Genomic DNA, 24,183 nt, shown 5'->3' on the forward strand with positions numbered 1-24,183 from the left:
CATGGCTGTTAACAGCGATCGTGCAAGCAACAAGCCGTTGATCGAGAAGCGTTCGATCGACTACATCCCGGAAGCGGAAAGACACGGTCGTCTGTTAAGCCAGTTCACCCTGTGGATGGGTGCCAACCTGCAAATCACCGCGATTGTCACCGGTGCCTTGGCGGTGGTGCTTGGCGGTGATGTGTTCTGGTCATTGATCGGTCTGTTGATCGGTCAATTGCTGGGCGGCGGCGTAATGGCGCTGCATGCGGCGCAAGGTCCCAAGCTTGGCCTGCCGCAGATGATTTCCAGCCGGGTACAGTTCGGCGTATACGGCGCGGCCATCCCGATCGTGCTGGTCTGCTTGATGTACCTGGGCTTCACCGCAACGGGAACCGTGTTGTCCGGCCAGGCGCTGGGGCAGTTGTTTGGCGTCAGCGACACCGTCGGTATCCTCCTTTTCGCCAGTGTCATCGTGCTGGTCACGGTGCTCGGCTATCGGGTGATCCATTGGATCGGCCGTGTTGCCAGTGTCATTGGCGTGATTGCCTTTGTTTATCTGTTCAGCCGTCTGATGAACCAGGTCGACGTTGGCGCACTGTTGCAAATCCGCCACTTCAGCTGGAGCAGTTTCCTGCTCGCGGTGTCGCTCGCGGCATCCTGGCAGATCGCCTTCGGCCCTTATGTGGCTGACTATTCTCGCTACCTGCCGAGCAAGACGTCCGCGGTGAAAACGTTTTTTGCCGCAGGCGCAGGTTCGGTCATTGGTGCGCAGGTGGCGATGGTCCTCGGCGTGTTCGCGGCCGCTTCGGCCAACGGGCAATACGCCGGCCACGAAGTGGCCTACATCGTGGGTCTGGGTGGTACCGGTGCCACCGCTGCGCTGCTGTACTTCAGCATCGCGTTCGGCAAGGTCACCATCTCCACGCTGAACTCCTACGGCAGCTTCATGTGCATTGCGACCATCATCAGCGGTTTCCGTGGTGACCTGAAGGTAACGCGCTTGCAGCGCCTGGTCTTCGTGCTGGTCATCGTCGGTGCTGCGACCCTGATGGCGTTGCTCGGTCAGCACTCGTTCCTCGGTGCGTTCAAATCTTTCATCCTGTTCCTGCTGGCGTTCTTTACTCCCTGGAGCGCGATCAACCTGGTGGACTACTACTGCATCACTCGCGAGCGCTATGACGTACCGGCTCTGGCCGATCCGAATGGTCGCTACGGTCGTTGGAACCTTCTCGGTATCAGCGTCTATGTGTTCGGTGTGCTGGTACAACTGCCGTTCATCTCCACCAAGTTCTATACCGGTCCGTTGGTGGCGGCCCTGGGTGATGTGGATATTTCCTGGGTCATCGGCCTGGTGCTACCCGCCGCCCTGTATTACGTATGCGCAAAAAAATGGCACGGCACAGTGCCTGATCGTTTGATCCTGCCGGTCGAGCAGGGCGCGGTCACCGAACAAAAGCAGAATGTGGGTCGCGCTGCGGCGCAGGCCTGATTGGACGTGGACAGGGCTGGATGCCTCTTGACTGCCGTAAGCCAATTCATGATTAGGAGCGTCACAACAATGAAATCGAACAAGACCCTGCTGACCACATTGCTTTCCATGGGCCTGCTGGCCAGCGCCGGCGCCACTCAGGCGGCGGGCTGGTGCGAATCGGGTAAACCGGTGAAATTCGCCGGCCTGAACTGGGAAAGCGCGATGCTCCTGACCGACGTGATGCAAGTCGTGCTGGAGAAAGGCTACGACTGCAAGACTGACAGCCTGCCGGGCAACTCCATCACCATGGAAAACGCCTTGGGCAGCAACGATATTCAAGTGTTTGCCGAAGAATGGGTCGGCCGTAGCGAAGTCTGGAACAAGGCCGAGAAGGCCGGCAAGGTCATCGGTGTCGGCGCGCCGGTTGTTGGCGCAATCGAAGGCTGGTACGTCCCGCGCTACGTGATCGAAGGCGACGCCAAGCGCAAGCTGGAAGCCAAGGCTCCGGACCTGAAGAACATTGCTGACCTGGGCAAATACTCGGCGATCTTCAAGGACGCTGAAGAACCCTCCAAGGGCCGTTTCTACAACTGCCCGGCCGGCTGGACCTGTGAGCTGGACAACAGCGAAATGCTGAAAAGCTACGGTCTGGAAAGCACCTACACCAACTTCCGCCCAGGCACCGGCCCGGCGCTGGATGCCGCCGTGCTGTCGAGCTACAAGCGTGGCGAGCCGATCCTGTTCTACTACTGGTCGCCAACGCCGCTGATGGGTCAGGTCGATGTAGTGAAACTCGAAGAGAAGCCAGGCGTGAACAAGACCGTGAATATCAAGGTCGGCCTGTCCAAGACTTTCCACGACGAAGCGCCAGAACTGGTAGCCGTTCTGGAAAAGGTCAACGTGCCAATCGACTTGCTGAACCAGAACCTGGGGCGCATGACCAAAGAGCGGATCGAGTCGCCAAAACTGGCCAAGATCTTCTTGAAGGAACATCCTGAAGTCTGGCACGCGTGGGTGAGCGAAGACGCAGCCAAGAAAATCGACGCGGCCTTGTAGGTTGGGCTTCTCCGGCTGTCGGCAACGGCAGTCGGATGCTTGATCGCAACCCCTTGATTGAGAGTCTCTTATGTTTCCCGAAAGCTTTACTTTTTCCATCGCCGACTGGGTCAACGGTTGGGTCGATTCGCTGGTCACCAACTACGGCGACGTGTTCCGGCACATCTCCGACACCCTGTTGTGGGCCATCGTCAATCTTGAAAGCCTGCTGCGTGCGGCACCCTGGTGGCTGATGCTGGCGATCGTGGCGGGCGTGGCCTGGCACGCGACTCGTAAAGTCGTGACCACGGCAGTGATCGTCGGCCTGCTGTTCCTGGTGGGAGCGGTCGGCCTCTGGGACAAGCTGATGCAGACCCTGGCGCTGATGATGGTGGCGACGATCATCTCGGTGTTGATCGGCATTCCGCTGGGCATTCTCTCGGCCCGCAGCAACCGCCTGCGTTCGATACTGATGCCGTTGCTGGACATCATGCAGACCATGCCGAGCTTCGTGTACCTGATCCCGGTGCTGATGCTGTTTGGCCTGGGCAAGGTCCCGGCGATTTTCGCCACGGTGATCTACGCCGCGCCGCCGCTGATCCGCCTGACCGACCTGGGCATTCGCCAGGTCGACGGTGAAGTGATGGAAGCGATCAACGCCTTCGGTGCCAATCGCTGGCAGCAACTGTTCGGCGTGCAACTGCCGCTGGCCCTGCCGAGCATCATGGCCGGGATCAACCAGACCACCATGATGGCCCTGTCGATGGTGGTAATCGCCTCGATGATCGGTGCCCGTGGCCTGGGTGAAGACGTGCTGGTGGGGATTCAGACCCTCAACGTTGGACGCGGCCTTGAAGCCGGTCTGGCGATCGTGATTCTGGCTGTGGTGATCGACCGCATTACACAGGCGTACGGTCGCGCACGGCATGAGGTGAGCAAATGAACAACGCAACCGTGAGCAAGATCGAAGTCAAGAACGTCTTCAAGATTTTCGGCAACCGTGCCAAGGAAGCGCTGGCCATGGTTGGCCAGGGCAAGACCAAGGATCAGGTGCTGGCCGAAACCGGCTGCGTGGTCGGCGTGAACGACCTGTCGCTGAGCATCGGCAGCGGCGAGATCTTCGTGATCATGGGCCTGTCGGGTTCCGGCAAGTCGACCCTGGTCCGCCACTTCAACCGCCTGATCGACCCGACCAGCGGCGCGATCCTGGTGGACGGCGTGGACATCCTGCAATACGACATGGAAGCCCTGCGCGAATTTCGCCGGCGCAAGATCAGCATGGTGTTCCAGAGCTTCGGCCTGCTGCCGCACAAGAGCGTGCTGGACAACGTCGCCTACGGCCTGAAAATCCGTGGCGAAAGCAAAGCCATGTGCGCCGAGCGTGCGCTGCACTGGATCAACACCGTGGGCCTCAAGGGCTACGAAAACAAATACCCGCATCAGCTTTCCGGCGGCATGCGTCAGCGTGTGGGCCTGGCCCGTGCCTTGGCGGCGGACACCGACATCATCCTGATGGACGAAGCGTTCAGTGCCCTCGACCCGCTGATCCGCGCGGAGATGCAGGACCAGTTGCTGGAGCTGCAAAAGACCCTGCACAAGACCATCGTCTTCATCACCCACGACCTCGACGAGGCCGTGCGCATCGGCAACCGCATCGCGATACTCAAGGACGGCCGCCTGATCCAGGTCGGCACGCCGCGAGAGATCCTGCACTCGCCGGCGGATGAGTATGTCGACCGCTTTGTGCAGCGTCGGGCGGCGGTGGTTTAAGGCGTACCGCTTTTTGTGGCGAGGGGGCTTGCCCCCGTTCGAGTGCGCAGCGCTCGCACAATCAGTTAACCGGATAAATCTGACACACCAGAAAGCCAGAACAGGGCTGCTTCGCAGCCCAACGGGGGCAAGCCCCCTCGCCACAGGGTGTCATTGGTCAACAGAATTGGTATGAGGCTCCAGATGTCCCAGGCTGAAAAAATCGTTATTACCGAAGCGCAGGTAACTTGGCAGGACGTGGTCGCTGTCGCCCGTGATGGCGCGCAGCTTGAGCTGTCGGCGCCGATCTGGGCGCGCATCGAAAACGCGCAGGCCATCGTCCAGCGCATCGTCACCAGCGGCGAACGTGCCTACGGCATCAACACCGGCCTGGGCGCGCTGTGCAACGTCTCGCTGCAGGACGAACAACTCAGCCAGTTGTCGCGCAACACCCTGCTCAGCCACGCCTGTGGCGTTGGCGCGCCACTGACCAATGAGCAGACCCGCTCGATCATGTGCGCCGCCGTCGTCAACTACAGTCACGGCAAATCCGGCCTGCACCGTCAGGTCGTCGAAGCGCTGCTGGCGTTGCTCAACCGCGGCATCACCCCGCAAGTGCCGTCCCAGGGCTCCGTGGGTTACCTGACCCACATGGCCCACATCGGCATCGCGCTGTTGGGCGTGGGCAATGTCAGCTATCGCGGGCAGATCGTTTCCGCACAGCAAGCGCTGGCCGAAGAAGGCCTGCAACCCGTCAAGCTGGGTGCCAAGGACGGTTTGTGCCTGGTCAACGGCACGCCGTGCATGAGCGGCCTGAGCTGCCTGGCGATTGCCGATGCCACGCGCCTGCTGGAATGGGCCGACGTGATCGGCGCCATGAGCTTCGAAGCCCAGCGTGGGCAGATCGATGCATTCGACGCCGAGATCATCGCGCTCAAGCCACACCCGGGCATGCAACAGGTCGGGATCAACCTGCGGGCCTTGCTCGACGGCAGCGAAGTGATCGCCCAGAGCAAGGGCATTCGCACTCAGGATGCCCTGAGCATTCGCTCGATCCCGCAGGTGCACGGCGCCGCTCGCGACCAATTGGCACACGCAATCAAGCAGATCGAAACCGAACTCAACGGCGCCACCGACAACCCGCTGGTGCTGGGCACCGCGGACAATTACCGCGTGGTGTCCCAGGCCAACCCTCATGGCCAGTCCGTGGCAATGGCGGCGGACCTGCTGGCGATCGCCATGGCGGAAATCGGCTCCATCGCCGAGCGTCGCCTGGACCGTTTGATCAATCCGCACGTCAGCGGCCTGCCGGCGTTCCTGGTGGCCAACCCGGGCGTGAACTCCGGGATGATGATCGTGCAATACGTGGCCGCGTCGCTGTGCGCGGAGAACCGTCAACTGGCGCAACCGGCGGTGCTCGACAACTACGTCACTTCCGGCCTTCAGGAAGATCACCTGAGCCTGGGCACCAACGCTGCGCTGAAGCTGCATCGTGCCTTGGAAAACTGCACGCAGATCCTCGCCATCGAGTATTTGCTCGCGGCCCAGGCGTTTGAGTTCCTGAAAGAACAACGCTTCGGTGCGGGCACCGACACCGCTTGGCGTCTGCTGCGTGAGCGAGTGCCTGCCTACGACCAGGACCGTTGGCTGGCACCCGACATTGCCGCCGCTGCCAGCGTTCTGAAAGACCCTGTTTTGCTGCAGAAAGCTTTACCGAATTTGCACTGATTTCCCTACAAAACCAGCGTGCCAAGGCGCCACCCCCTCAAAAAGGGGGATGCGACGGACAACGGATATCTCCGGAGCGTCTGGTTAGTTAATAGCTAACTCTCAAAAGGAGCACAAAATGACTTCGCTAAACCTGATTCCCGGCCAACTGACCCTCGCCCAACTGCGCGACGTCTATCAGCAACCGGTGAAACTGACCCTCGACCACAGCGCCTCGGCCCAGATCGAAGCCAGCGTCGCCTGCGTGGAACAGATCCTCGCCGAGAACCGTACCGCCTACGGCATCAACACCGGTTTCGGCCTGCTGGCGTCGACCCGTATCGCCAGCGAAGACCTGGAAAACCTGCAGCGCTCGCTGGTGCTGTCCCACGCCGCCGGTGTCGGCCAGCCGATCAGCGATGAGTTGGTGCGTTTGATCATGGTGCTCAAGGTCAACAGCCTGAGCCGTGGTTTCTCCGGTATCCGCCGTGTGGTAATCGATGCGCTGATCGCCCTGATCAACGCCGAGGTGTACCCGCACATTCCGTTGAAAGGTTCGGTCGGTGCTTCCGGTGACTTGGCGCCTTTGGCGCACATGTCGCTGGTGCTGCTGGGCGAGGGCAAGGCGCGCTACAAAGGCGAGTGGATGGAAGCCACCGAAGCGCTGAAAGTTGCCGGTCTGACCCCACTGACCCTGGCTGCAAAAGAAGGCCTGGCGCTGCTCAACGGCACCCAGGTGTCCACCGCGTTCGCCCTGCGTGGCCTGTTCGAAGGTGAAGACCTGTTCGCCGGTGCCCTGGCCCTCGGCGGCCTGACCGTTGAAGCGGTACTGGGTTCGCGTTCGCCGTTCGACGCACGCATCCACGCTGCCCGTGGCCAGAAAGGCCAGATCGATGCCGCCGCCGCGTATCGCGATCTGCTCGGCGAGCGCAGCGAAGTCTCCGACTCCCACGAAAACTGCGAGAAGGTCCAGGACCCGTACTCCCTGCGCTGCCAGCCGCAAGTCATGGGCGCCTGCCTGACCCAGTTCCGCCAGGCCGCCGAAGTGCTGGCCATCGAAGCCAACGCCGTCTCGGACAACCCGCTGGTGTTCGCCGCTGAAGGCGACGTGATTTCCGGTGGTAACTTCCACGCCGAGCCAGTGGCCATGGCCGCCGACAACATGGCCCTGGCCATCGCTGAAATCGGTTCCCTGAGCGAACGCCGCATCTCGTTGATGATGGACAAGCACATGTCGCAACTGCCGCCGTTCCTGGTGGCCAACGGTGGCGTGAACTCCGGCTTCATGATCGCCCAGGTGACCGCTGCGGCACTGGCCAGCGAAAACAAGGCCTTGTCCCATCCCCATTCGGTGGATAGCCTGCCGACCTCCGCCAACCAGGAAGACCACGTGTCGATGGCTCCAGCGGCTGGCAAGCGTCTGTGGGAAATGGCCGAGAACACCCGTGGGATTCTCGCTGTGGAATGGCTGGCGGCGGTACAGGGCCTGGACCTGCGCAACGGCCTGAAAACCTCGCCGAAGCTGGAAAAGGCTCGTGCCATCCTGCGTAACGACGTGCCGTTCTATGAGAAGGACCGCTTCTTTGCGCCGGACATCAATGCGGCGACTGAGTTGTTGGCTTCGCGTTGCCTGAACGAGCTGGTGACGGCGAAGTTGCTGCCTAGCCTGTAAGGCCCCCTCGCTGGCAAGCCAGCTCCTACAGGGGGTCGCATAAACCTGTAGGAGCCGGCTTGCCGGCGATTCGATTTAACGTCGAATAACAATAATTAGGGACGAGAAATGCAACAGCCAGAAAAAGGTTTGAAACGCGGGCTCTCTGCCCGACATATTCGCTTCATGGCGCTGGGGTCGGCAATCGGCACCGGGCTGTTTTACGGTTCTGCCTCGGCCATTCAAATGGCCGGGCCTGCGGTGCTGCTCGCGTACCTGATCGGTGGCGCGGCAGTGTTCATGGTCATGCGCGCCCTCGGTGAGATGGCGGTGCACAACCCTGTTGCCGGTTCTTTTGGCCAGTACGCCAGCACCTACCTGGGTCCGATGGCGGGCTTCATCCTCGGTTGGACCTACGCATTCGAAATGGTCATCGTCGGCATGGCCGACGTTACCGCGTTCGGTATCTACATGGGCTTCTGGTTCCCGGAGGTTTCCCGCTGGATCTGGGTGCTGGGTGTCGTTTCCATCGTCGGCGGCTTGAACCTGTGCAACGTCAAAGTCTTCGGTGAAATGGAGTTCTGGCTGTCGCTGCTCAAGGTCGCGGCCATCGTCGCGATGATCCTGGGTGGTTTCGGCATCATGTGGTTCGGCATCAGCTCGGCCCCAGGGCAAGCGACCGACATCAGCAACCTCTGGACCCAGGGCGGCTTCATGCCCAATGGCATGGGCGGTCTGATCGCTTCGTTCGCGGTGGTGATGTTTGCGTTTGGCGGTATTGAAATCATCGGCGTAACGGCAGGTGAAGCCAAGGACCCACAGCACGTGCTGCCTCGGGCGATCAATGCCGTACCGTTGCGGATCCTGCTGTTCTACGTGCTGACGATGCTGGTGCTGATGTCGATCTTTCCATGGCAGCAGATCGGCAGCCAGGGCAGCCCGTTCGTGCAGATTTTCGACAAGCTGGGGATCAGCTCGGCGGCCACCATCCTCAATATCGTGGTGATCACGGCGGCGATTTCGGCGATCAACAGTGACATCTTCGGCGCTGGCCGCATGATGTTCGGCCTGGCCCAGCAAGGCCATGCACCCAAGGGCTTCGCCCGCCTGTCGCGCAATGGCGTGCCATGGATGACGGTCGTGGTGATGAGTGCCGCGCTGTTGCTGGGCGTGCTGCTGAACTACCTGATCCCGGAAAACGTGTTCCTGTTGATCGCTTCCATCGCGACCTTTGCCACGGTGTGGGTCTGGCTGATGATTCTGGTGACCCAAGTGGCCATGCGCCGGTCCATGAGCGCCGAGCAGGTTGCACAACTGAAATTCCCGGTACCGCTCTGGCCCTACGCGCCGGCGGCGGCAATTGCCTTCATGCTGTTCATTTTCGGCGTGCTGGGCTATTTCCCGGACACCCAGGCAGCGCTGATTGTCGGCGTGGTCTGGATCGTGTTGCTGGTGCTGGCTTACCTGACGTGGGTGAAACCGGCGGCGGGCCAGGCAGCCCTGGTGACGCAGGACCCTACTTTTTCTCATCGATAACCTAATGGAGGCCAAGGATGAAAACTCTCTGGCAACACTGTCACGTCGCAACCATGGCACAAGGCGTCTACTCGATCATCGAAGACGCGGCCATCGTGACGTCAGGAGCGCACATTGAGTGGATCGGCCCGCGCGGTGAGTTGCCGGCGGGCGAGTACCAGGCCATCAATGATTTGAACGGGGCCTGGGTCACACCGGGCCTCATTGACTGCCACACTCACACGGTGTTCGGCGGTAACCGCAGCGGTGAGTTCGAAAAGCGCCTGCAAGGCGTCAGCTACGCGGAAATCGCCGCCAGCGGTGGCGGCATCGCCAGCACCGTGCGCGCCACCCGCGCAGCCAGCGAAGACGAACTGTTCGCCAGTGCCGCCAGGCGCCTGAAAAGCCTGATGCGCGATGGCGTCACCAGCATCGAAATCAAGTCCGGCTACGGCCTGGACCTGGCCAACGAGCGCAAGATGCTGCGCGTGGCCCGTCGCCTCGGCGCCGAACTTCCGGTCAGCGTGCGCAGCACCTGCCTGGCGGCTCACGCCTTGCCGCCGGAATACGCCGATCGCGCTGATGACTACATCGATCACATCTGCACCGACATGCTCCCGGCCCTGGCCGCCGAAGGGCTGGTCGACGCCGTGGACGCGTTCTGCGAGTACCTGGCGTTCTCCCCGGCGCAGGTCGAGCGGGTGTTCATTGCCGCCCAGGAACTGGGCTTGCCAGTGAAGCTGCACGCCGAGCAGTTATCGTCGCTGCACGGCTCGAGCCTGGCGGCGCGTTACCACGCGTTGTCCGCCGATCACTTGGAGTTCATGACCGAAGACGACGCCATCGCCATGGCCAAGTCCGGTACGGTCGCCGTGCTGTTGCCCGGCGCCTTTTACTTCCTGCGCGAAACCCAATTGCCGCCGATGGAAGCCCTGCGCAAGCACGGCGTGAAAATCGCCATCGCCAGCGACCTCAATCCGGGCACCTCGCCGGCACTGTCGTTGCGCCTGATGCTGAACATGGCTTGCACCTGTTTCCGCATGACCCCGGAAGAAGCCCTGGCGGGCGCGACGATTCATGCCGCCACCGCCTTGGGCATGGCTCAAACCCATGGTTCGCTGGAGGCGGGCAAGGTCGCGGATTTCGTCGCCTGGCAAATCGATCGTCCCGCCGACCTCTGTTACTGGCTGGGCGGTGACCTGGAAAAACGCGTCGTGCGCCACGGCGTCGAATCAAGTCTGTAGGAGATCTGTTGTGGATAAGGTTCTGAATTTCAAACAAGGCCGTGTACCGCTGCTGATCAGCATGCCCCATGCCGGTGTGCGCCTGACGCCTGCGGTCGAAGCCGGGTTGATCCCACAGGCCAAAAGCCTGCCGGACACCGACTGGCACATCCCGCAACTTTATGACTTCGCCGCTGAACTGGGCGCCAGCACCCTGGCCGCCGAGTACTCGCGGTTCGTCATCGACCTTAACCGCCCATCCGACGACAAGCCGTTGTACGTCGGCGCGACCACTGGCTTGTACCCGGCCACGTTGTTCGACGGCGTGCCGTTGTTCCGCGAAGGGCTGGAGCCTTCTGCCGATGAGCGCGCGAGCTATCTGGAGCAGATCTGGACGCCATACCACAGCACCTTGCAGCAGGAACTGGCGCGACTGAAGGCCGAGTTCGGCTACGCGCTGCTGTTCGATGCGCACTCGATCCGCTCGCTGATCCCGCACCTGTTCGACGGCAAGCTGCCGGACTTCAACCTCGGCACCTTCAATGGCGCCAGTTGCGATCCTCACTTGGCGACGCAACTCGAAGCGATCTGCGCGCGTCACGACAACTACACCCACGTGCTGAACGGACGCTTCAAGGGCGGCCACATCACTCGCCATTACGGCAACCCGGGCGAGAACATCCACGCCGTGCAACTGGAGCTGGGGCAGTGCACGTACATGGAAGAGTTCGAGCCGTTCCGTTATCGCCCGGATCTGGCGGAGCCGACGCGGGTGGTGTTGAAGGAATTGCTGCAAGGCTTGTTGGCCTGGGGTCAAAAACACTACAAGCGCTAAATCCTGACGCATAACCCTGTGGGAGCGGGCTTGCTCGCGAAAGCGGTGGATCAGCCAGCATTGATGGCGTCTGACACACCCTCTTCGCGAGCAAGCCCGCTCCCACAGGGTATGTGTTCGACCTGATACGGATCATGAGTCGCCACCGTGCAAAACACGGTCGCCACAGTTCGCTTCTACCGCTCGTCTGCTGCGTAATGTTCTGGCCACGGTGCACATAGACACCGACCCGACAATAATCCGCTGCCGCACGAGACTCATTCCGATGAAAAGACTGTTTCCCCGCTGTCTCTCTATTCTCTGCGGCACTGTACTGTTGAGCGCCGGCGCCATGGCCGCGGAGGACGCGTCCTGCAAAACCGTGCGCATGGGCGTGGTCAACTGGACTGACGTGATCGCCACCAGCGGCATGGCCGATGTGCTTCTCAACGGTCTCGGCTACGAAAGCAAGCAAACCAGCGCCGTGCAGCAAATCATCTTCGCCGGCATCCGCGACAAGCGCCTGGACATCTTCCTTGGTTACTGGAAACCGGCGATGGATAAAAACATCGCACCGTTCGTGGCGGCCAATCAGGTCAAGGTCATGGACAAACCGAGCCTGGCCGATGCCCAGGCCACACTCGCGGTCCCGGACTATGTGGCAGCGGCCGGTCTGAAAACCTTCGCCGACATCGCCAGATTCAAAGACCAGCTCGGCGGCAAGATCTACGGCATCGAGCCAGGCAGCGGCGCCAACACCACGATCAAGACCATGATCGAGACCAATCACTTCGGTCTGAAGGACTTCAAACTGATCGAATCAGGCGAGGCCGGCATGCTGGCGGCCGTGCAGCGAGCGGTGAATCGCAAGGAGTTCGTGGTGTTCGTCGGCTGGACCCCGCACCCGATGAACATCAACATGAAGATCACCTACCTGACCGGCAGTGAAGATGTCTACGGTCCGAATGAAGGCGCCGCGACCGTCTCCACCGTGACTGCCCCGGATTACGCCGAGCGCTGCCCGAACGTCAATCGCCTGCTGGAAAACCTGACGTTCACCGCTGCCCAGGAAAGCCAGTTGATGGTGCCGATCATGGAGCGCCAGACGGCTCAGGATGTCGCCAAAAAATGGCTGCGCGAGCATCCGGAAGATCTTCAGCGCTGGCTGGCCGGTGTCAGCAGCTTTGATGGTAAGGACGGCGTGGCCACGGTTCAGGCCAGTCTGAAAAACTGACACCAAAACCCTGTAGGAGCGAGCTTGCTCGCGATAAACCCGAGAACGTCGTGGGGGTATCAGGCTTCCCGCGTCATCGTTGACGACCATCGCGAGCAAGCTCGCTCCTACAGGGGCCATACATTTACCTTTACGGGCACCAGGCTCATGGCTCCTTACCCGCTTTCTGAACAAATGACGGCGTTCGTCGACAAAACCCTGAGCTTCAACAGCACCGACAGCAGTATCACCGGGTTGCGCCAGGCCTACAGCGAGATGTGCCGGGCGTTTACCCCGGCACGCCCCGTCGGGTTGTATGTCGTCGATTTCGAACTGGCCGGCGTGGCGGTTCGTTCCTATCAACCACCGGCCAGCGGTGCGTCCTGCATCGTTTACCTGCATGGCGGTGGCTGGGTGGTGGGGGACCTGGATTCCCACGATTTCATCTGCGCCGAGTTGGCATCGACGCTGGGTGTGCTGGTGATCGCCGTGGATTATCGCCGGGCACCGGAGCATCCGTTTCCCGCTGCGTTCGATGATTGTCTCAAGGTCTGGCGAGCATTGCGCACCGGGCCGTTTCAACTCGACCCGGCGCGCACGCTGGTGGCTGGCGACAGTGCCGGCGGCAACCTCGCGGCGGCGTTATGCCTGGCGCTGCGCGATGCCGGCGAGCCGGTACCGTGCGCGCAGGTGCTGATCTATCCGGGGTTGGGCGGCGATCAGCGCTTGCCATCGCGCAGTGAGTGCATCGACGCCCCGTTACTCAGCAGCAGTGACGTCGAGTGCTATCACGCGCTCTACCTGCGCGGTACCCGCCATCCGAACGCCTACGCCATGCCATTGCTGGCCACGGATTTCAGCGGACTGCCACCGGCATTGATCGCCGTGGCGCAATTCGATCCGTTGCGCGATGACGGCGTGCTGTACGCCGAGCGACTGAGGGCTGCGGGCGTGGCTGCCACGCTATATGTTGGCGAGGGCCTGGTTCACGGCTGTTTGCGGGCTCGGGGGCAGGTGCCCGAGGTCGATGCACTCTATGAAACGTTGCTCGGCTATTTGAAACGATATTCGACAACCATTCGGCTTAACGGAAGCGTCCTACGCTAAATATCGATTCGTCTGGCTGCGCCATTGGGTAGATCCATGCACAGTCCCGTGCTTACAAATAGACACAGGGACATGTGGATGCTAAGCGATGCCAAGCAGGTCGTTTTCAAACTCGACATTGAAGGTTTTCCCCACGACCTTCAGGTACTCGAATTCCGCGCCAAGGAAGCGCTGAACCGGCCCTACGAAGTCAAGCTCGAACTGGTCAGCGAACGCCCCGACCTGGACCTCGACTCTCTGCTACATCGTTTGGCTTATCTGCGCTTAGGTCCTGACAACTCCGGCCTTCATGGGCAGATCCATGGCGTGGCTCAAGGCGATTCAGGCAAGCGCCTGACCCGTTATCAGATGACTCTGGTGCCCCGGCTCACCTACCTCACCCACTGTCATAACCAGCGTATTTTTCAAAACCTGAGTGTGCCGCAGATCATCGCCAGCGTGCTTAAAGACCAAGGAATGCAGCCCGATACCTGGCGCTTCCAGTTGAGCGCCGAGTACCGACCCCGGCTGTATTGCGTGCAATACGAAACCGACCTGCATTTCCTTCTACGGTTGTGCGAGGAAGAAGGTCTGCACTTTCATTTCGAGCATAGTCCCGACGGACATGTGCTGGTGTTCGGTGACGATCAAACCAGCTTCTCGAAACCCTCCCAGTCAACCGCGTACAGGCCAGGCAGTGGCATGGTCGCCGAAGCGCCGGTGATCGATCGTTTCAAGCTGCGACTGGAAACCCGCCCGACCCACGTCAGCCGGCGTGATTACGACTTCGAGAAACCGCGTCTGGAGCTCGACAGCGAGGCCAAAGCCCCGCTGCTGCCGCACCTTGAGGATTATGGTTTCCCAGGGCAGTTCACCCATCGTGAGCGCGGTAAACATCTGTCCAATCGGGCACTGGAACGCCACCGCGCCGATTACCGGCAAGCCAACGGGCGCGGTGATCAGAGCGCCATGCGCTGTGGCCATTTCGTCGACATATCCGAACACCCCCGCGCTGACTGGAATGGCCTGTGGCTTCTGACTGAAGTCGAGCATGTTGGCCTGCAACCCCAAGTGCTTGAGGAGTCGATCACCGATACCAGTCCGCAGGACGGTTTCAGCCAGGGCTACCGTAACCACTTCGTTGCGACACCTTGGGACATCCCGTTCAGACCGGCTCTTGAACACGCCAAACCGCGAATAACGGGTAACCAGCATGCCATCGTCACAGGCCCGCCCGGCGAAGAGATCTACTGCGACAAATACGGCCGGGTAAAGGTTCAACTGCCGTGGGACCGAGAGGGTCAGCACAACGAACAATCGAGCTGCTGGCTGCGGGTCGCTACCGGTTGGGCCCATGACCGCTATGGCAGCGTGCTGATCCCGCGGGTTGGCATGGAAGTGCTGGTGGGATTCACCGATGGCGACCCCGACAAACCCTTCGTCCTTGGCTGTATGCCCAACGCCTCAACCCCCGTGCCACTGGATCTGCCGGCAGAGCACACCCGCAGCATTTTCCGTAGCCAAAGCAGCCCCGGCGGTGGCGGTTACAACGAGTTGCGCATCGAGGACCGGAAAGGCGGCGAGGAAATTGCCCTGCGTGCCCAGCGCGATTTCGTCCAGCACGTGCTCAACGACGAACGCATTCAAGTCGACAACCAGCGCACCGTGATCATCGGTGGCACCGCCAGCCACGACCTGCGCGGTGAAGAACATCACCTCACCCACGGCAACCGCCTGACGGAACTCAAGCAGGACGATCATCTGTTGGTTCACGGCGACCGCCACGTCCGAACCACCAATCACCTGCTCAATGCCACCCAGCACATTCACCTGAGCGCCGGGCAGCAAGTCGTCATCGATGGCGTTGTGCGCCTGTCGCTCCAGGCTGGCGGTCACTGGCTGACGCTGGGGCCGGAAGGCATTTTCAGCAGCGTGCCGATTCTACAGGGCGGCGCCCCGGCCGTGGGTCGACCCGCCGAGCCCCTGATGCCGGGCGCCTTGCCCCTGCTGAAAGTGACGTTCGATGCGGTCCAGCAACGACATGCGTTGATTTCAAGCCGCGCCTCACGCTGCGTGATTTGCGAGGCCGCTCAAGCATGAAGCTTTTCACCTCACTGCCTGAAGACCTGCCCTGGAGCGAGCAACAAGCTTTCCTGTTGCTGGACGGTACGACCTTGAGCGATTTGCCGGAACGCTTGAAAAAACTCAGTCCCGGCACCACCACCGTCGCGCTGTATGACTGCCCGTCGTTTACTGCGCTGCGGGATATCTCACCGCTGTTGGTGGCCGTTCAACAACCTGACGAGCCACTCGTTCAGTTTTATCTGGAGCACGCACACGAGGAATCGAGCGTGCTGTTGTTCAGCACCGCGCCTGCGCATGACGTTGCGCAACACTTGCGCAAACTGTTGACCGTTGAATTGCCCGAAGGTCTGCCGGTGATCCTGCGTTTGGCCGATGCGGCAGTGGCGCAGGCATTGTTCGGCAGTGGCGATCAACGTTTGTTCGGTCCCATTGTCTGCGTGGTGATGGCCGACAGTGTTAGCGCCGATTGGCAGCGTCATCAACCGCGACTGCCCGACTGCCCGGAACTGACCACGCCCTATCGCCTGAGCCCTGAACTGGATGCAGCGTTGGACCGGGTTGATCGGCGCCGCGCGTTGCTCGAGCTCGACGCCCATTTGCTCAAATACTTTCCCGATCGCCATGGCGGCGAAACCGTGGCCCAGCGTTGGCCCATGCTCGAACAGCTGGAGTCCGAGGCTGGCGCCTTGGGCTTGAGTAGCCAATCCGAACTTTTCCACTACGCCAACGTCATGGCCTGGCTGGACGGCACAGCGCTCGAACAACATCCATCTATCGCCCATTTGCTCCACGCACCCTCACTGCAACCCCCTGGCGAGCGCGTGGCGCTGGCCGCTGGTCTGGCTCAGCGCTGGTCCAGCCAAGGAGGACGCCCATGACTCACCCTGCGAACCTTGCTGCGGCCGCCGCTTCGAAAACCGCCATCGGCTCCCCCGGTGCCTGCCCCTTGCGCCAATCCCACGTGCAGCTGCTGCCCTTGCGTTATGGACTGGTGGAAAAGCCCCTCGACCCAAGTGCCGAACTGAAGCTGCCCTATGCCCTGACGACCCGCCCGCTGGGCATCCGTTTACTACGCGATGGCTGGTTGTACGTCATCGACAGCGTGACCGGCCACCTGCACGAATATCAGGTCCTCAACGGACTGGTCAGCGCCTTGCTGCACAAGGGCGCCAAGGTTGCCGACGATCAGCGCACGCCCATCGAAGAGCGTCCTGCACTGGTGTTTTCAAGGCGCAGCACCCTGCATGTGACCTTCGCCGAAATGCAGTGGACGGCGGCCAAATGCACGCAAGTGCTCGACAGCCGCGAGGAACGCGAACACTTCATGCAGGCCGTCGATCTTGGTCCGGTGCATTGCCAAACTGGTGGTGAACACCTGCTGACGGTCGCGCAAGGCAAACAGTGGCTGGCGGAGATTGCGACCGATCCGGCCCGGCAGGCGCAAGCCGCACAGGACCGTGCGGAACAGGAAGCCGAGTCACCGTCGGACGCCGTTCTATTGCCGACGGTGCACGTCAGCGATGCCCCCGAGCACGAACGTGAACCCTATTTGTGGGAGCAGCCGCGGTGCTTTCGCGAGGCGCATATCGGCGAGTTTCTCGGGCGGGTGCGCCCGGCTTATCAGGACGACACGCTGTTCCTTGTGGTGCAGGACGACCTCGGCGTATTGCGTGATCTGGCCGAATATCAGGACACCGTGGTCGGCTGGGTCGACGACTGGAGCAATGCCGACCACAACGAACGCGATTACCTGCTGGCCTGTTACATCGAATCCTTGAGCCAGCTCAGCCCTGCGGATGTCGGCAACCTGGCCGACGCCAGCAACGAACCGCGAGTCCAGACGCTTTTTGGCGATATGGAAGAGTTGCCCGAACCGGATCGGGAACACACCCGCAAAGCCTTGCTGGATTACCTGAACAAGGGCGGCAAGGTCGAGGCTGTCGACGTACCAGCCCCCCCGGAGCTGGTGCAGCTGCGCAAGGAAGCCCACGCCGAAGCGTTCAAATTCGCCAAGTACCAGGGCGCCACACCCGACTTCACCGCCCATAGCCGCGCCAGTGACGATGCCGACCGCCGTTACTACACGCGCCAACATTTCAAGGTCGCGCCCGGCGAATTCGTCGAGCGTCACCTCGATACCTTGATAAAACTCGGCCAAGAGCAAAACAAACGCATCGTCGATGTGCTCGAAGGCTCCAGCTTCAGTGGCAAACGCGGGGTCAACGACTTCATCGACCGACCGGCCATGGACGCTGCGTTGTTTCAGCATCGCGACGACCTTGGCCGTTGGAACCGCTTGCTCGAGCGCATCACCGCTGACCGCACCATGCTGGTGGGCGCCGGGCGCTTCCATCGTTCGGCCTGGTATTACGACGCGCAGGAGCAACAGCAACTCCACCAGGCCTTCACCGCCGAATACGCCTGCCTCAAGGACATCTGTCGCAGTGACCACGCCAGCGAAATTCTCCTCGGTTATCTGGAGAAGCACCCGGAACTGACCCGGCCGCTGTTCTACACCTTGCCCCTGCGTCTTCAGCCAGAACGGGCCGCGCAATACGCCACGTTGTTCAACGCCGGCATGGGCGTGTTCAACAACCTGCCGCACTGGTTGGGCGAGTTAAAGAAAATCGAACAGCCGCACCTGCCGGCCCTCGATGATTTACCCGAACACACCCGCGCCGTCGCGGATGCGGCTCAGCACAGTCTCAGCCCCGCGCTGAACCTGGGCTTGAGCCGGGCGCTGGAAGGGTTCGATCTGGCGGGAGGGAAAATGCCCGACCTCGACGAACTGTTCCGGCGCCTGCCCAAAGCGCTGCACGCACGGCTACTCGATGCGGCGAAAACCACCGGCGTGACCTTCACCGTCGCCAGCCCGGCGGAACACGCGGCGCTGCAAACCAACCTCAAGGAATTGCTCAGGGAGCGCGACTACCTGAAAACCCTGACCCGTGAACGCAACCAGCTCACCCACAACAAAAACCGGGCGGGACACAGGACCCAGCGGGCGGTGGATTTGCAGGGCGAGATCGTGCGGGTGCGCGGGCAGTTGACGCAACTTGAAGGCCGACTGGCGGGGGCGTTGAGTCCGATTGCGGAGTTGCCGGATCAGTCGGTTCGGCTGTATGGCGCGACGCCGGCTCGGGCGGGGGTGACGGTGGTGTTTCCACCGGCGCAGCAGTTGGAGGTGAGGAGTTTGTTGAAGGACATTCGGTTGGGGGTTCAAGGCGTGCCGAATGCGAAGTTGATTAGAAGCGAAGGGATGGGGTTGTTGGTGTTTTTGGTGCAGGGGGTGAATTTGGTTTCGGTGTATCGAGAGATGCAGAACCAAACCGGTAACAAGCGAACATGGGCTCCCTTGGCCAATGCGCTGGCGGCTACCGGAGCTGCGGGATTCATTGCGGCACAGAGTCTGGCTGATACCGCCTTGAAGGCACGTAGCACTGCACTCGTCGCGGGTCTTCAACACCAAGCCTTGCAGCATGTGCATGTGCAGATGGGTAAGCTGCATGTTGGCTTGGGTTTCTTTACCTACCTTTTTGGTTTTGCATCATCACTTTCCAGCTTCAACTCCCAACAACAGAAATGGCAGCAGGCGACGCGTACTGGAGATCGCTCGGCACAAGCTAGTGCGGCGCTTGCCACACTGGGTGCAGGCGGCATGACGGCTGCTAATGCCTATGGCTTGGGTCACACTTTGCACGCGGGCTATACCGTAGCGATTGCCAGAAACGCTGCTGCAAGAACAGCTGCTTGGGCCGCTGCAGGTACACGTCTATCCACCGTGTTTTTCCGCTTCAATCTGGCCGGTGCCCTGTTCACCATTTTGGAATTGGGCGGAACCTGGCTGTACAACCGTTACAACCTCAGTGCCCATGATAAATGGCTGAAAACCACACCCTGGAGCCTGGAATCCGAGACACGCGGCAACCATACCCTGGATGAATATCAGCGCTATCTGGCTTATTTGCTGAACGCCCCGTATGCGCAACTGGGTCCGAATGAGCATGACTCGTGGCTGAAAAACCTGCTGCTAAAAGCCAAGCCCAGCGACATTCACTTGGTGCTGCCAAGGCTCAAGCTCAGTGATTTCCAGCCACCGTTGAGTGGACAACCGGCTCATCGCCTGGGGATCGGCGCCCACCGCATTGCCATTCCTCTCCACAGCCGTGGCACGCCGCGAGAACGCAAGGACGTCATCAGTGAGGAAGTCGCCAACAGCCTGCGCATCGTACAAACAGGACCCGACCGGCTGGTGCTGTGCCTGCAATACCCGCTGGATCCTGACTCTGAATTTACCCCTGCGTCCGAAACTTTGGAGCTGGCCGTCTGCATCCAGACCTTGAACACCAAGGGGGTGTGGGAATCGCTGACTGACGTTATTCACCTCAACCCGCGCGGCAAGGATCATTTTCCTGCGTTACCCCGTCAATCCGTTACCGAGCATCCACCGTTGTTGCTGGTTGAAACCCATCTGTTGGAACTGGCCGACCATGCCCACCAAGATTGATATGCCGCTGCCTTCCCCGCACCTTGAGCAATCTCGCAAAGCCGGCGATGTGGAACCGTTTCCCAGAGGGAGAATCACTTATCTCGCGCCGTTGCCCCTGCCGACAGCGCTACCGCCGCATGGTCCGCATATCGGGGAGCTAAATGAGGTGTACATGGACTTTGGGCTGGGATCGCCTCAAGTGTTTATGTGGCAGATAACATTGGGCGGGCCATTCAGTGGCGCGTTTATGATTGCATTTCTGTTCCCACTAATTGGTGGCTTCCTTGGACTCGTACTTGGATATGACTGGGAAGATATCTCCGACTCCATACAAGGGATCTTCCATGCATCGTACCCGTTAGCCATGCAAACTGGCTTTTGGACCCTACTCATTGGCCTAGGCGTCTGGCACCACAACCACAAAAAACGCCTCCACATCATCCCCACCCGCTTCAACCGCCAACGCCGCGAAGTCTGCTTCATACCCGAAGACGCCACCGACCCCGTCTTCGTCCCCTGGGAATCCTTATCCGCCTGGGTTATCGAAGCCCAAGGCGCCACCCAATACGGCATCCACCGCCAATACGGCATGGGCATCGGTTTCCAGCACGGCGAGACACTCACTAGCGTCGAATTTCCCTGCACCGGCCTGCCCATCGCCATCAGCCATTGGGAAGCCATCCGTGGCTACATGGAGTTCGAAGTCAACGACCTCAAATCCATCCAGGACCCGCTAGACCTGCAAGGCCCGAACGACCCGCCCCACGAAGGCCTGCACACCTTCCACAACGCCCGCGCCCGCATGCACCAACAAATCCGTGACGGCCAACGTGGTCGAGTGTCCGGTTTCTTCTGGTACCTGTACCACGTGATGACGCTGTGGACGATTCCCAATCACCTGACCGAATGGGAAGTCCGCCGCCTCCAGAAAATGGCCCCGCAGGCCTTGCCCGAAACGATGCGCCAATGGTCTGAGCCGTTGCCAAAGGAACAATGGGCGAAACCGAGTGAAGAACTGCTGCGCCTGAGCGCACAGGTCCGCGCCCTGCACAAACGCCAGCCGCGACGCCCGATCACCGAGATTTTTGCCGAGGTACAGCGTTTAAATCCGACCGACAAACGTCGCGCATGAGTTGTTTTTCCAATGTCCGCGGCCACATCGCGTCCCCGAGCCAACTTGTCGATCTGGAACAGTTGCCCGAACCGGATCGTGAACACACCCGCAAAGCCTTGCTGGATTACCTGAACAAGGGCGGCAAGGTCGAGGCTGTCGACGTACCAGCCCCCCCGGAGCTGGTGCAGCTGCGCAAGGAAGCCCACGCCGAAGCGTTCAAATTCGCCAAGTACCAGGGCGCCACACCCGACTTCACCGCCCATAGCCGCGCCAGTGACGATGCCGACCGCCGTTACTACACGCGCCAACATTTCAAGGTCGCGCCCGGCGAATTCGTCGAGCGTCACCTCGATACCTTGATAAAACTCGGCCAAGAGCAAAACAAACGCATCGTCGATGTGCTCGAAGGCTCCAGCTTCAGTGGCAAACGCGGGGTCAACGACTTCATCGACCGACCGGCCATGGACGCTGCGTTGTTTCAGCATCGCGACGACCTTGGCCGTTGGAACCGCTTGCTCGAGCGCATCACCGCTGACCGCACCATGCTGGTGGGCGCCGGGCGCTTCCATCGTTCGGCCTGGTATTACGACGCGCAGGAGCAACAGCAACTCCACCAGGCCTTCACCGCCGAATACGCCTGCCTCAAGGACATCTGTCGCAGTGACCACGCCAGCGAAATTCTCCTCGGTTATCTGGAGAAGCACCCGGAACTGACCCGGCCGCTGTTCTACACCTTGCCCCTGCGTCTTCAGCCAGAACGGGCCGCGCAATACGCCACGTTGTTCAACGCCGGCATGGGCGTGTTCAACAACCTGCCGCACTGGTTGGGCGAGTTAAAGAAAATCGAACAGCCGCACCTGCCGGCCCTCGATGATTTACCCGAACACACCCGCGCCGTCGCGGATGCGGCTCAGCACAGTCTCAGCCCCGCGCTGAACCTGGGCTTGAGCCGGGCGCTGGAAGGGTTCGATCTGGCGGGAGGGAAAATGCCCGACCTCGACGAACTGTTCCGGCGCCTGCCCAAAGCGCTGCACGCACGGCTACTCGATGCGGCGAAAACCACCGGCGTGACCTTCACCGTCGCCAGCCCGGCGGAACACGCGGCGCTGCAAACCAACCTCAAGGAATTGCTCAGGGAGCGCGACTACCTGAAAACCCTGACCCGTGAACGCAACCAGCTCACCCACAACAAAAACCGGGCGGGACACAGGACCCAGCGGGCGGTGGATTTGCAGGGCGAGATCGTGCGGGTGCGCGGGCAGTTGACGCAACTTGAAGGCCGACTGGCGGGGGCGTTGAGTCCGATTGCGGAGCTGCCGGATCAGTCGGTTCGGCTGTATGGCGCGACGCCGGCTCGGGCAGGCGTGACAGTGGTGTTTCCGCCGGCGCAGCAGTTGGAGGTGCGCAGTTTGTTGAAGGACATTCGGTTTGGGGTTCAAGGCGTGCCGAATGCGAAGTTGATTCGGAGCGAAGGGATGGGGTTGTTGGTGTTTTTTGTGCAGGGGGTGAATTTGGTTTCGGTTATAGGGGAGACGTTTGGCCAATCGCGGGATCAGCGTGAGTTGGGGCCGCTGATTGGTGCGAGTTTTGCGACTGGGGCGGCGGGATTCACTGCGGCGCAAAGTCTGGCTGATACGGCGTTGAAGGCACGCAGCGCTGCACTCGTCGCGGGTCTTCAACACCAAGCCTTGCAGAATGTGCATGTGCAGATGGGCAAGATGCATGTTGGACTGGGCATCTTCACCTACGGTTTTGGTTTTGCGTCTTCAATGGTCAGCCTCATCAACCACCACCAGAATTGGCAACAGGCGACGCGTAGCGGGAATGCTGCAGCGCAGAGTAGTGCAGCGCTCGCGACATCGGGCGCGGCCGGCATGACGACCGTCAATGCCTATGGCTTAGGTCATACCTTACACGCGGGCTATACCGTAGCGATTGCCAAAAACGCTGCAGCAAGAACGACTGCTTGGGCTGCTGCGGGGACAAGGCTATCCACCGTATTCTTCCGGTTCAATCTAGCCGGCGCCCTGTTCACCATTTTGGAATTGGGCGGAACCTGGCTGTACAACCGCTACAACATCAGTGCCCATGATAAATGGCTGAAAACCACGCCCTGGAGCCTGGATGCGGATGAACGCGGTGACCATACCCTGGATGAGTACCAAAGCTATCTGGCCTATTTGCTTCATACTCCATATGTCCAACTGGGGCCGAACAAGCATGACACCTGGCTGAAAGACCTACTGTTAAAGGCCAAGCCCAAAGACATCCATCTGGTGCTGCCAGGGCTCAGGCTCAATGATTTTCAGCCGCCCCTTAGCGGTCAGCCGGCTCATCGTCTTGGGATCGGCGCCCACCGTCTTTCCGTTCCCCTCCACAATCGTGGTGTACCCCGAGAGCGTAAGGACGTCATCAGCGAAGAAGTGGTGAACAGCCTGCGCATCGTGCAAACAGGACCCGACCGGCTGGTGTTATGCCTGCAATACCCGCTGGACCTTGATGCTGAATTTACCCCGGTGTCAGAAACGTTGGAGCTGGCGGTCTGCATACAGACCTTGAACGCCAAGGGGGTGTGGGATTCGCGCATTCGGATTATTCGCCTGAACCCTCGGGCCGAAGGCCATTTCCCTGCACTACCTTCTAACTCCGTTACCGAGCATCCGCCCATGCTGCTGGTTGAAACCCATCTGCTGGAGCTGGCCGACCATGCCCACCAAGATTGATATCCCCATGAATGCTCCGCACCTAGAGCAACCTCGAGAAGCCGGAGATATAGAACCGTTTCCCAGTGGGAGAATCACCTATCTCGCGCCGTTGCCATTACCGACAGCGCTGCCGCCGCACGGTCCGCATATCGGGGAGCTAAATGAGGTGTACATGGATTTCGGGTTGGGGTCACCGCAAGTCTTTATGTGGCAGATGACATTAGGGGGACCATTCGGTGTTGCCTTCATGATCACGTTCCTAATACCGCCAGCAATTGGTTGCATGGGCCTTATGTTCGGATATGACTTCGCATACACATGGGAATTTGTCATTGATTTATTCT

At 60.6% G+C, this 24,183-nt stretch carries 16 protein-coding genes; all 16 read left to right on the forward strand.

Translation table 11 applies throughout. From position 1 onward, the window contains the following. Position 1 precedes the first annotated feature (1 nt). The 16 genes from QMK54_RS01670 (at position 2) to QMK54_RS01745 (ending at position 23,857) form a co-directional block, all read left to right on the forward strand. Positions 2–1,471: a purine-cytosine permease family protein gene (locus tag QMK54_RS01670; RefSeq protein ID WP_223590493.1), complete on the forward strand. Its 1,470-nt coding sequence runs from the start codon at positions 2–4 to the stop codon at positions 1,469–1,471. Positions 1,472–1,540: 69 nt separating this feature from the next. Next, complete coding sequence (locus QMK54_RS01675) at positions 1,541–2,509, forward strand: ABC transporter substrate-binding protein (RefSeq protein ID WP_223590491.1); 969 nt, start codon at positions 1,541–1,543, stop codon at positions 2,507–2,509. Positions 2,510–2,579: 70 nt separating this feature from the next. Beyond that, positions 2,580–3,431, forward strand: a complete 852-nt coding sequence (locus QMK54_RS01680) for an ABC transporter permease (RefSeq protein WP_110658357.1) — start codon at positions 2,580–2,582, stop codon at positions 3,429–3,431. Next, on the forward strand, positions 3,428–4,258 hold the full coding sequence (locus QMK54_RS01685) for a quaternary amine ABC transporter ATP-binding protein (protein ID WP_110658356.1): 831 nt from the start codon (positions 3,428–3,430) through the stop codon (positions 4,256–4,258). Before QMK54_RS01680 ends, QMK54_RS01685 begins: the two co-directional genes overlap by 4 nt. A gap of 183 nt (positions 4,259–4,441) precedes the next feature. Further along, complete coding sequence (gene hutH, locus QMK54_RS01690; protein ID WP_110662708.1) at positions 4,442–5,965, forward strand: histidine ammonia-lyase; 1,524 nt, start codon at positions 4,442–4,444, stop codon at positions 5,963–5,965. A gap of 118 nt (positions 5,966–6,083) precedes the next feature. Then, on the forward strand, positions 6,084–7,616 hold the full coding sequence (gene hutH, locus QMK54_RS01695; RefSeq protein WP_223590489.1) for a histidine ammonia-lyase: 1,533 nt from the start codon (positions 6,084–6,086) through the stop codon (positions 7,614–7,616). Positions 7,617–7,724: 108 nt separating this feature from the next. After that, entirely contained in the window at positions 7,725–9,131 is a 1,407-nt protein-coding gene (locus QMK54_RS01700) for an amino acid permease (RefSeq protein WP_110662171.1), read from the forward strand. Positions 9,132–9,148: 17 nt separating this feature from the next. Next, a complete protein-coding gene (gene hutI, locus QMK54_RS01705) occupies positions 9,149–10,354 on the forward strand; it encodes an imidazolonepropionase (RefSeq protein WP_320401943.1) in 1,206 nt (401 codons plus the stop codon). Positions 10,355–10,364: 10 nt separating this feature from the next. Further along, positions 10,365–11,168 carry an N-formylglutamate deformylase gene (gene hutG, locus QMK54_RS01710; protein WP_110662169.1) on the forward strand — a complete coding sequence of 268 codons (804 nt, stop codon included), beginning with the start codon at positions 10,365–10,367 and terminating at the stop codon, positions 11,166–11,168. Between the two features lie 265 nt (positions 11,169–11,433). Then, the gene (locus QMK54_RS01715; RefSeq protein ID WP_223590484.1) at positions 11,434–12,381 is read left to right on the forward strand and encodes a choline ABC transporter substrate-binding protein; all 948 of its coding nucleotides are present in this window, start codon (positions 11,434–11,436) and stop codon (positions 12,379–12,381) included. 147 nt (positions 12,382–12,528) lie between these two features. Next, positions 12,529–13,467, forward strand: coding sequence for an alpha/beta hydrolase (locus tag QMK54_RS01720; protein WP_320401944.1), 939 nt, complete (start codon positions 12,529–12,531; stop codon positions 13,465–13,467). A gap of 78 nt (positions 13,468–13,545) precedes the next feature. Continuing rightward, positions 13,546–15,546: a type VI secretion system tip protein VgrG gene (locus QMK54_RS01725; protein WP_320402884.1), complete on the forward strand. Its 2,001-nt coding sequence runs from the start codon at positions 13,546–13,548 to the stop codon at positions 15,544–15,546. After that, positions 15,543–16,409 carry a DUF4123 domain-containing protein gene (locus tag QMK54_RS01730; protein ID WP_320401945.1) on the forward strand — a complete coding sequence of 289 codons (867 nt, stop codon included), beginning with the start codon at positions 15,543–15,545 and terminating at the stop codon, positions 16,407–16,409. The genes QMK54_RS01725 and QMK54_RS01730 overlap by 4 nt, the downstream gene beginning before the upstream one ends. Beyond that, positions 16,406–20,038 (forward strand): toxin VasX, encoded by a 3,633-nt coding sequence (locus QMK54_RS01735; protein WP_320401946.1) that lies wholly within the window; start codon positions 16,406–16,408, stop codon positions 20,036–20,038. The genes QMK54_RS01730 and QMK54_RS01735 overlap by 4 nt, the downstream gene beginning before the upstream one ends. A 346-nt stretch (positions 20,039–20,384) precedes the next feature. Continuing rightward, a complete protein-coding gene (locus QMK54_RS01740) occupies positions 20,385–21,152 on the forward strand; it encodes a hypothetical protein (protein WP_320401947.1) in 768 nt (255 codons plus the stop codon). Then, the gene (locus QMK54_RS01745) at positions 21,149–23,857 is read left to right on the forward strand and encodes a hypothetical protein (protein ID WP_320401948.1); all 2,709 of its coding nucleotides are present in this window, start codon (positions 21,149–21,151) and stop codon (positions 23,855–23,857) included. Before QMK54_RS01740 ends, QMK54_RS01745 begins: the two co-directional genes overlap by 4 nt. The last annotated feature ends 326 nt before the right edge of the window (positions 23,858–24,183 follow it).

It is taken from the genome of Pseudomonas sp. P5_109, from assembly GCF_034009455.1.
Taxonomy (GTDB): domain Bacteria; phylum Pseudomonadota; class Gammaproteobacteria; order Pseudomonadales; family Pseudomonadaceae; genus Aquipseudomonas.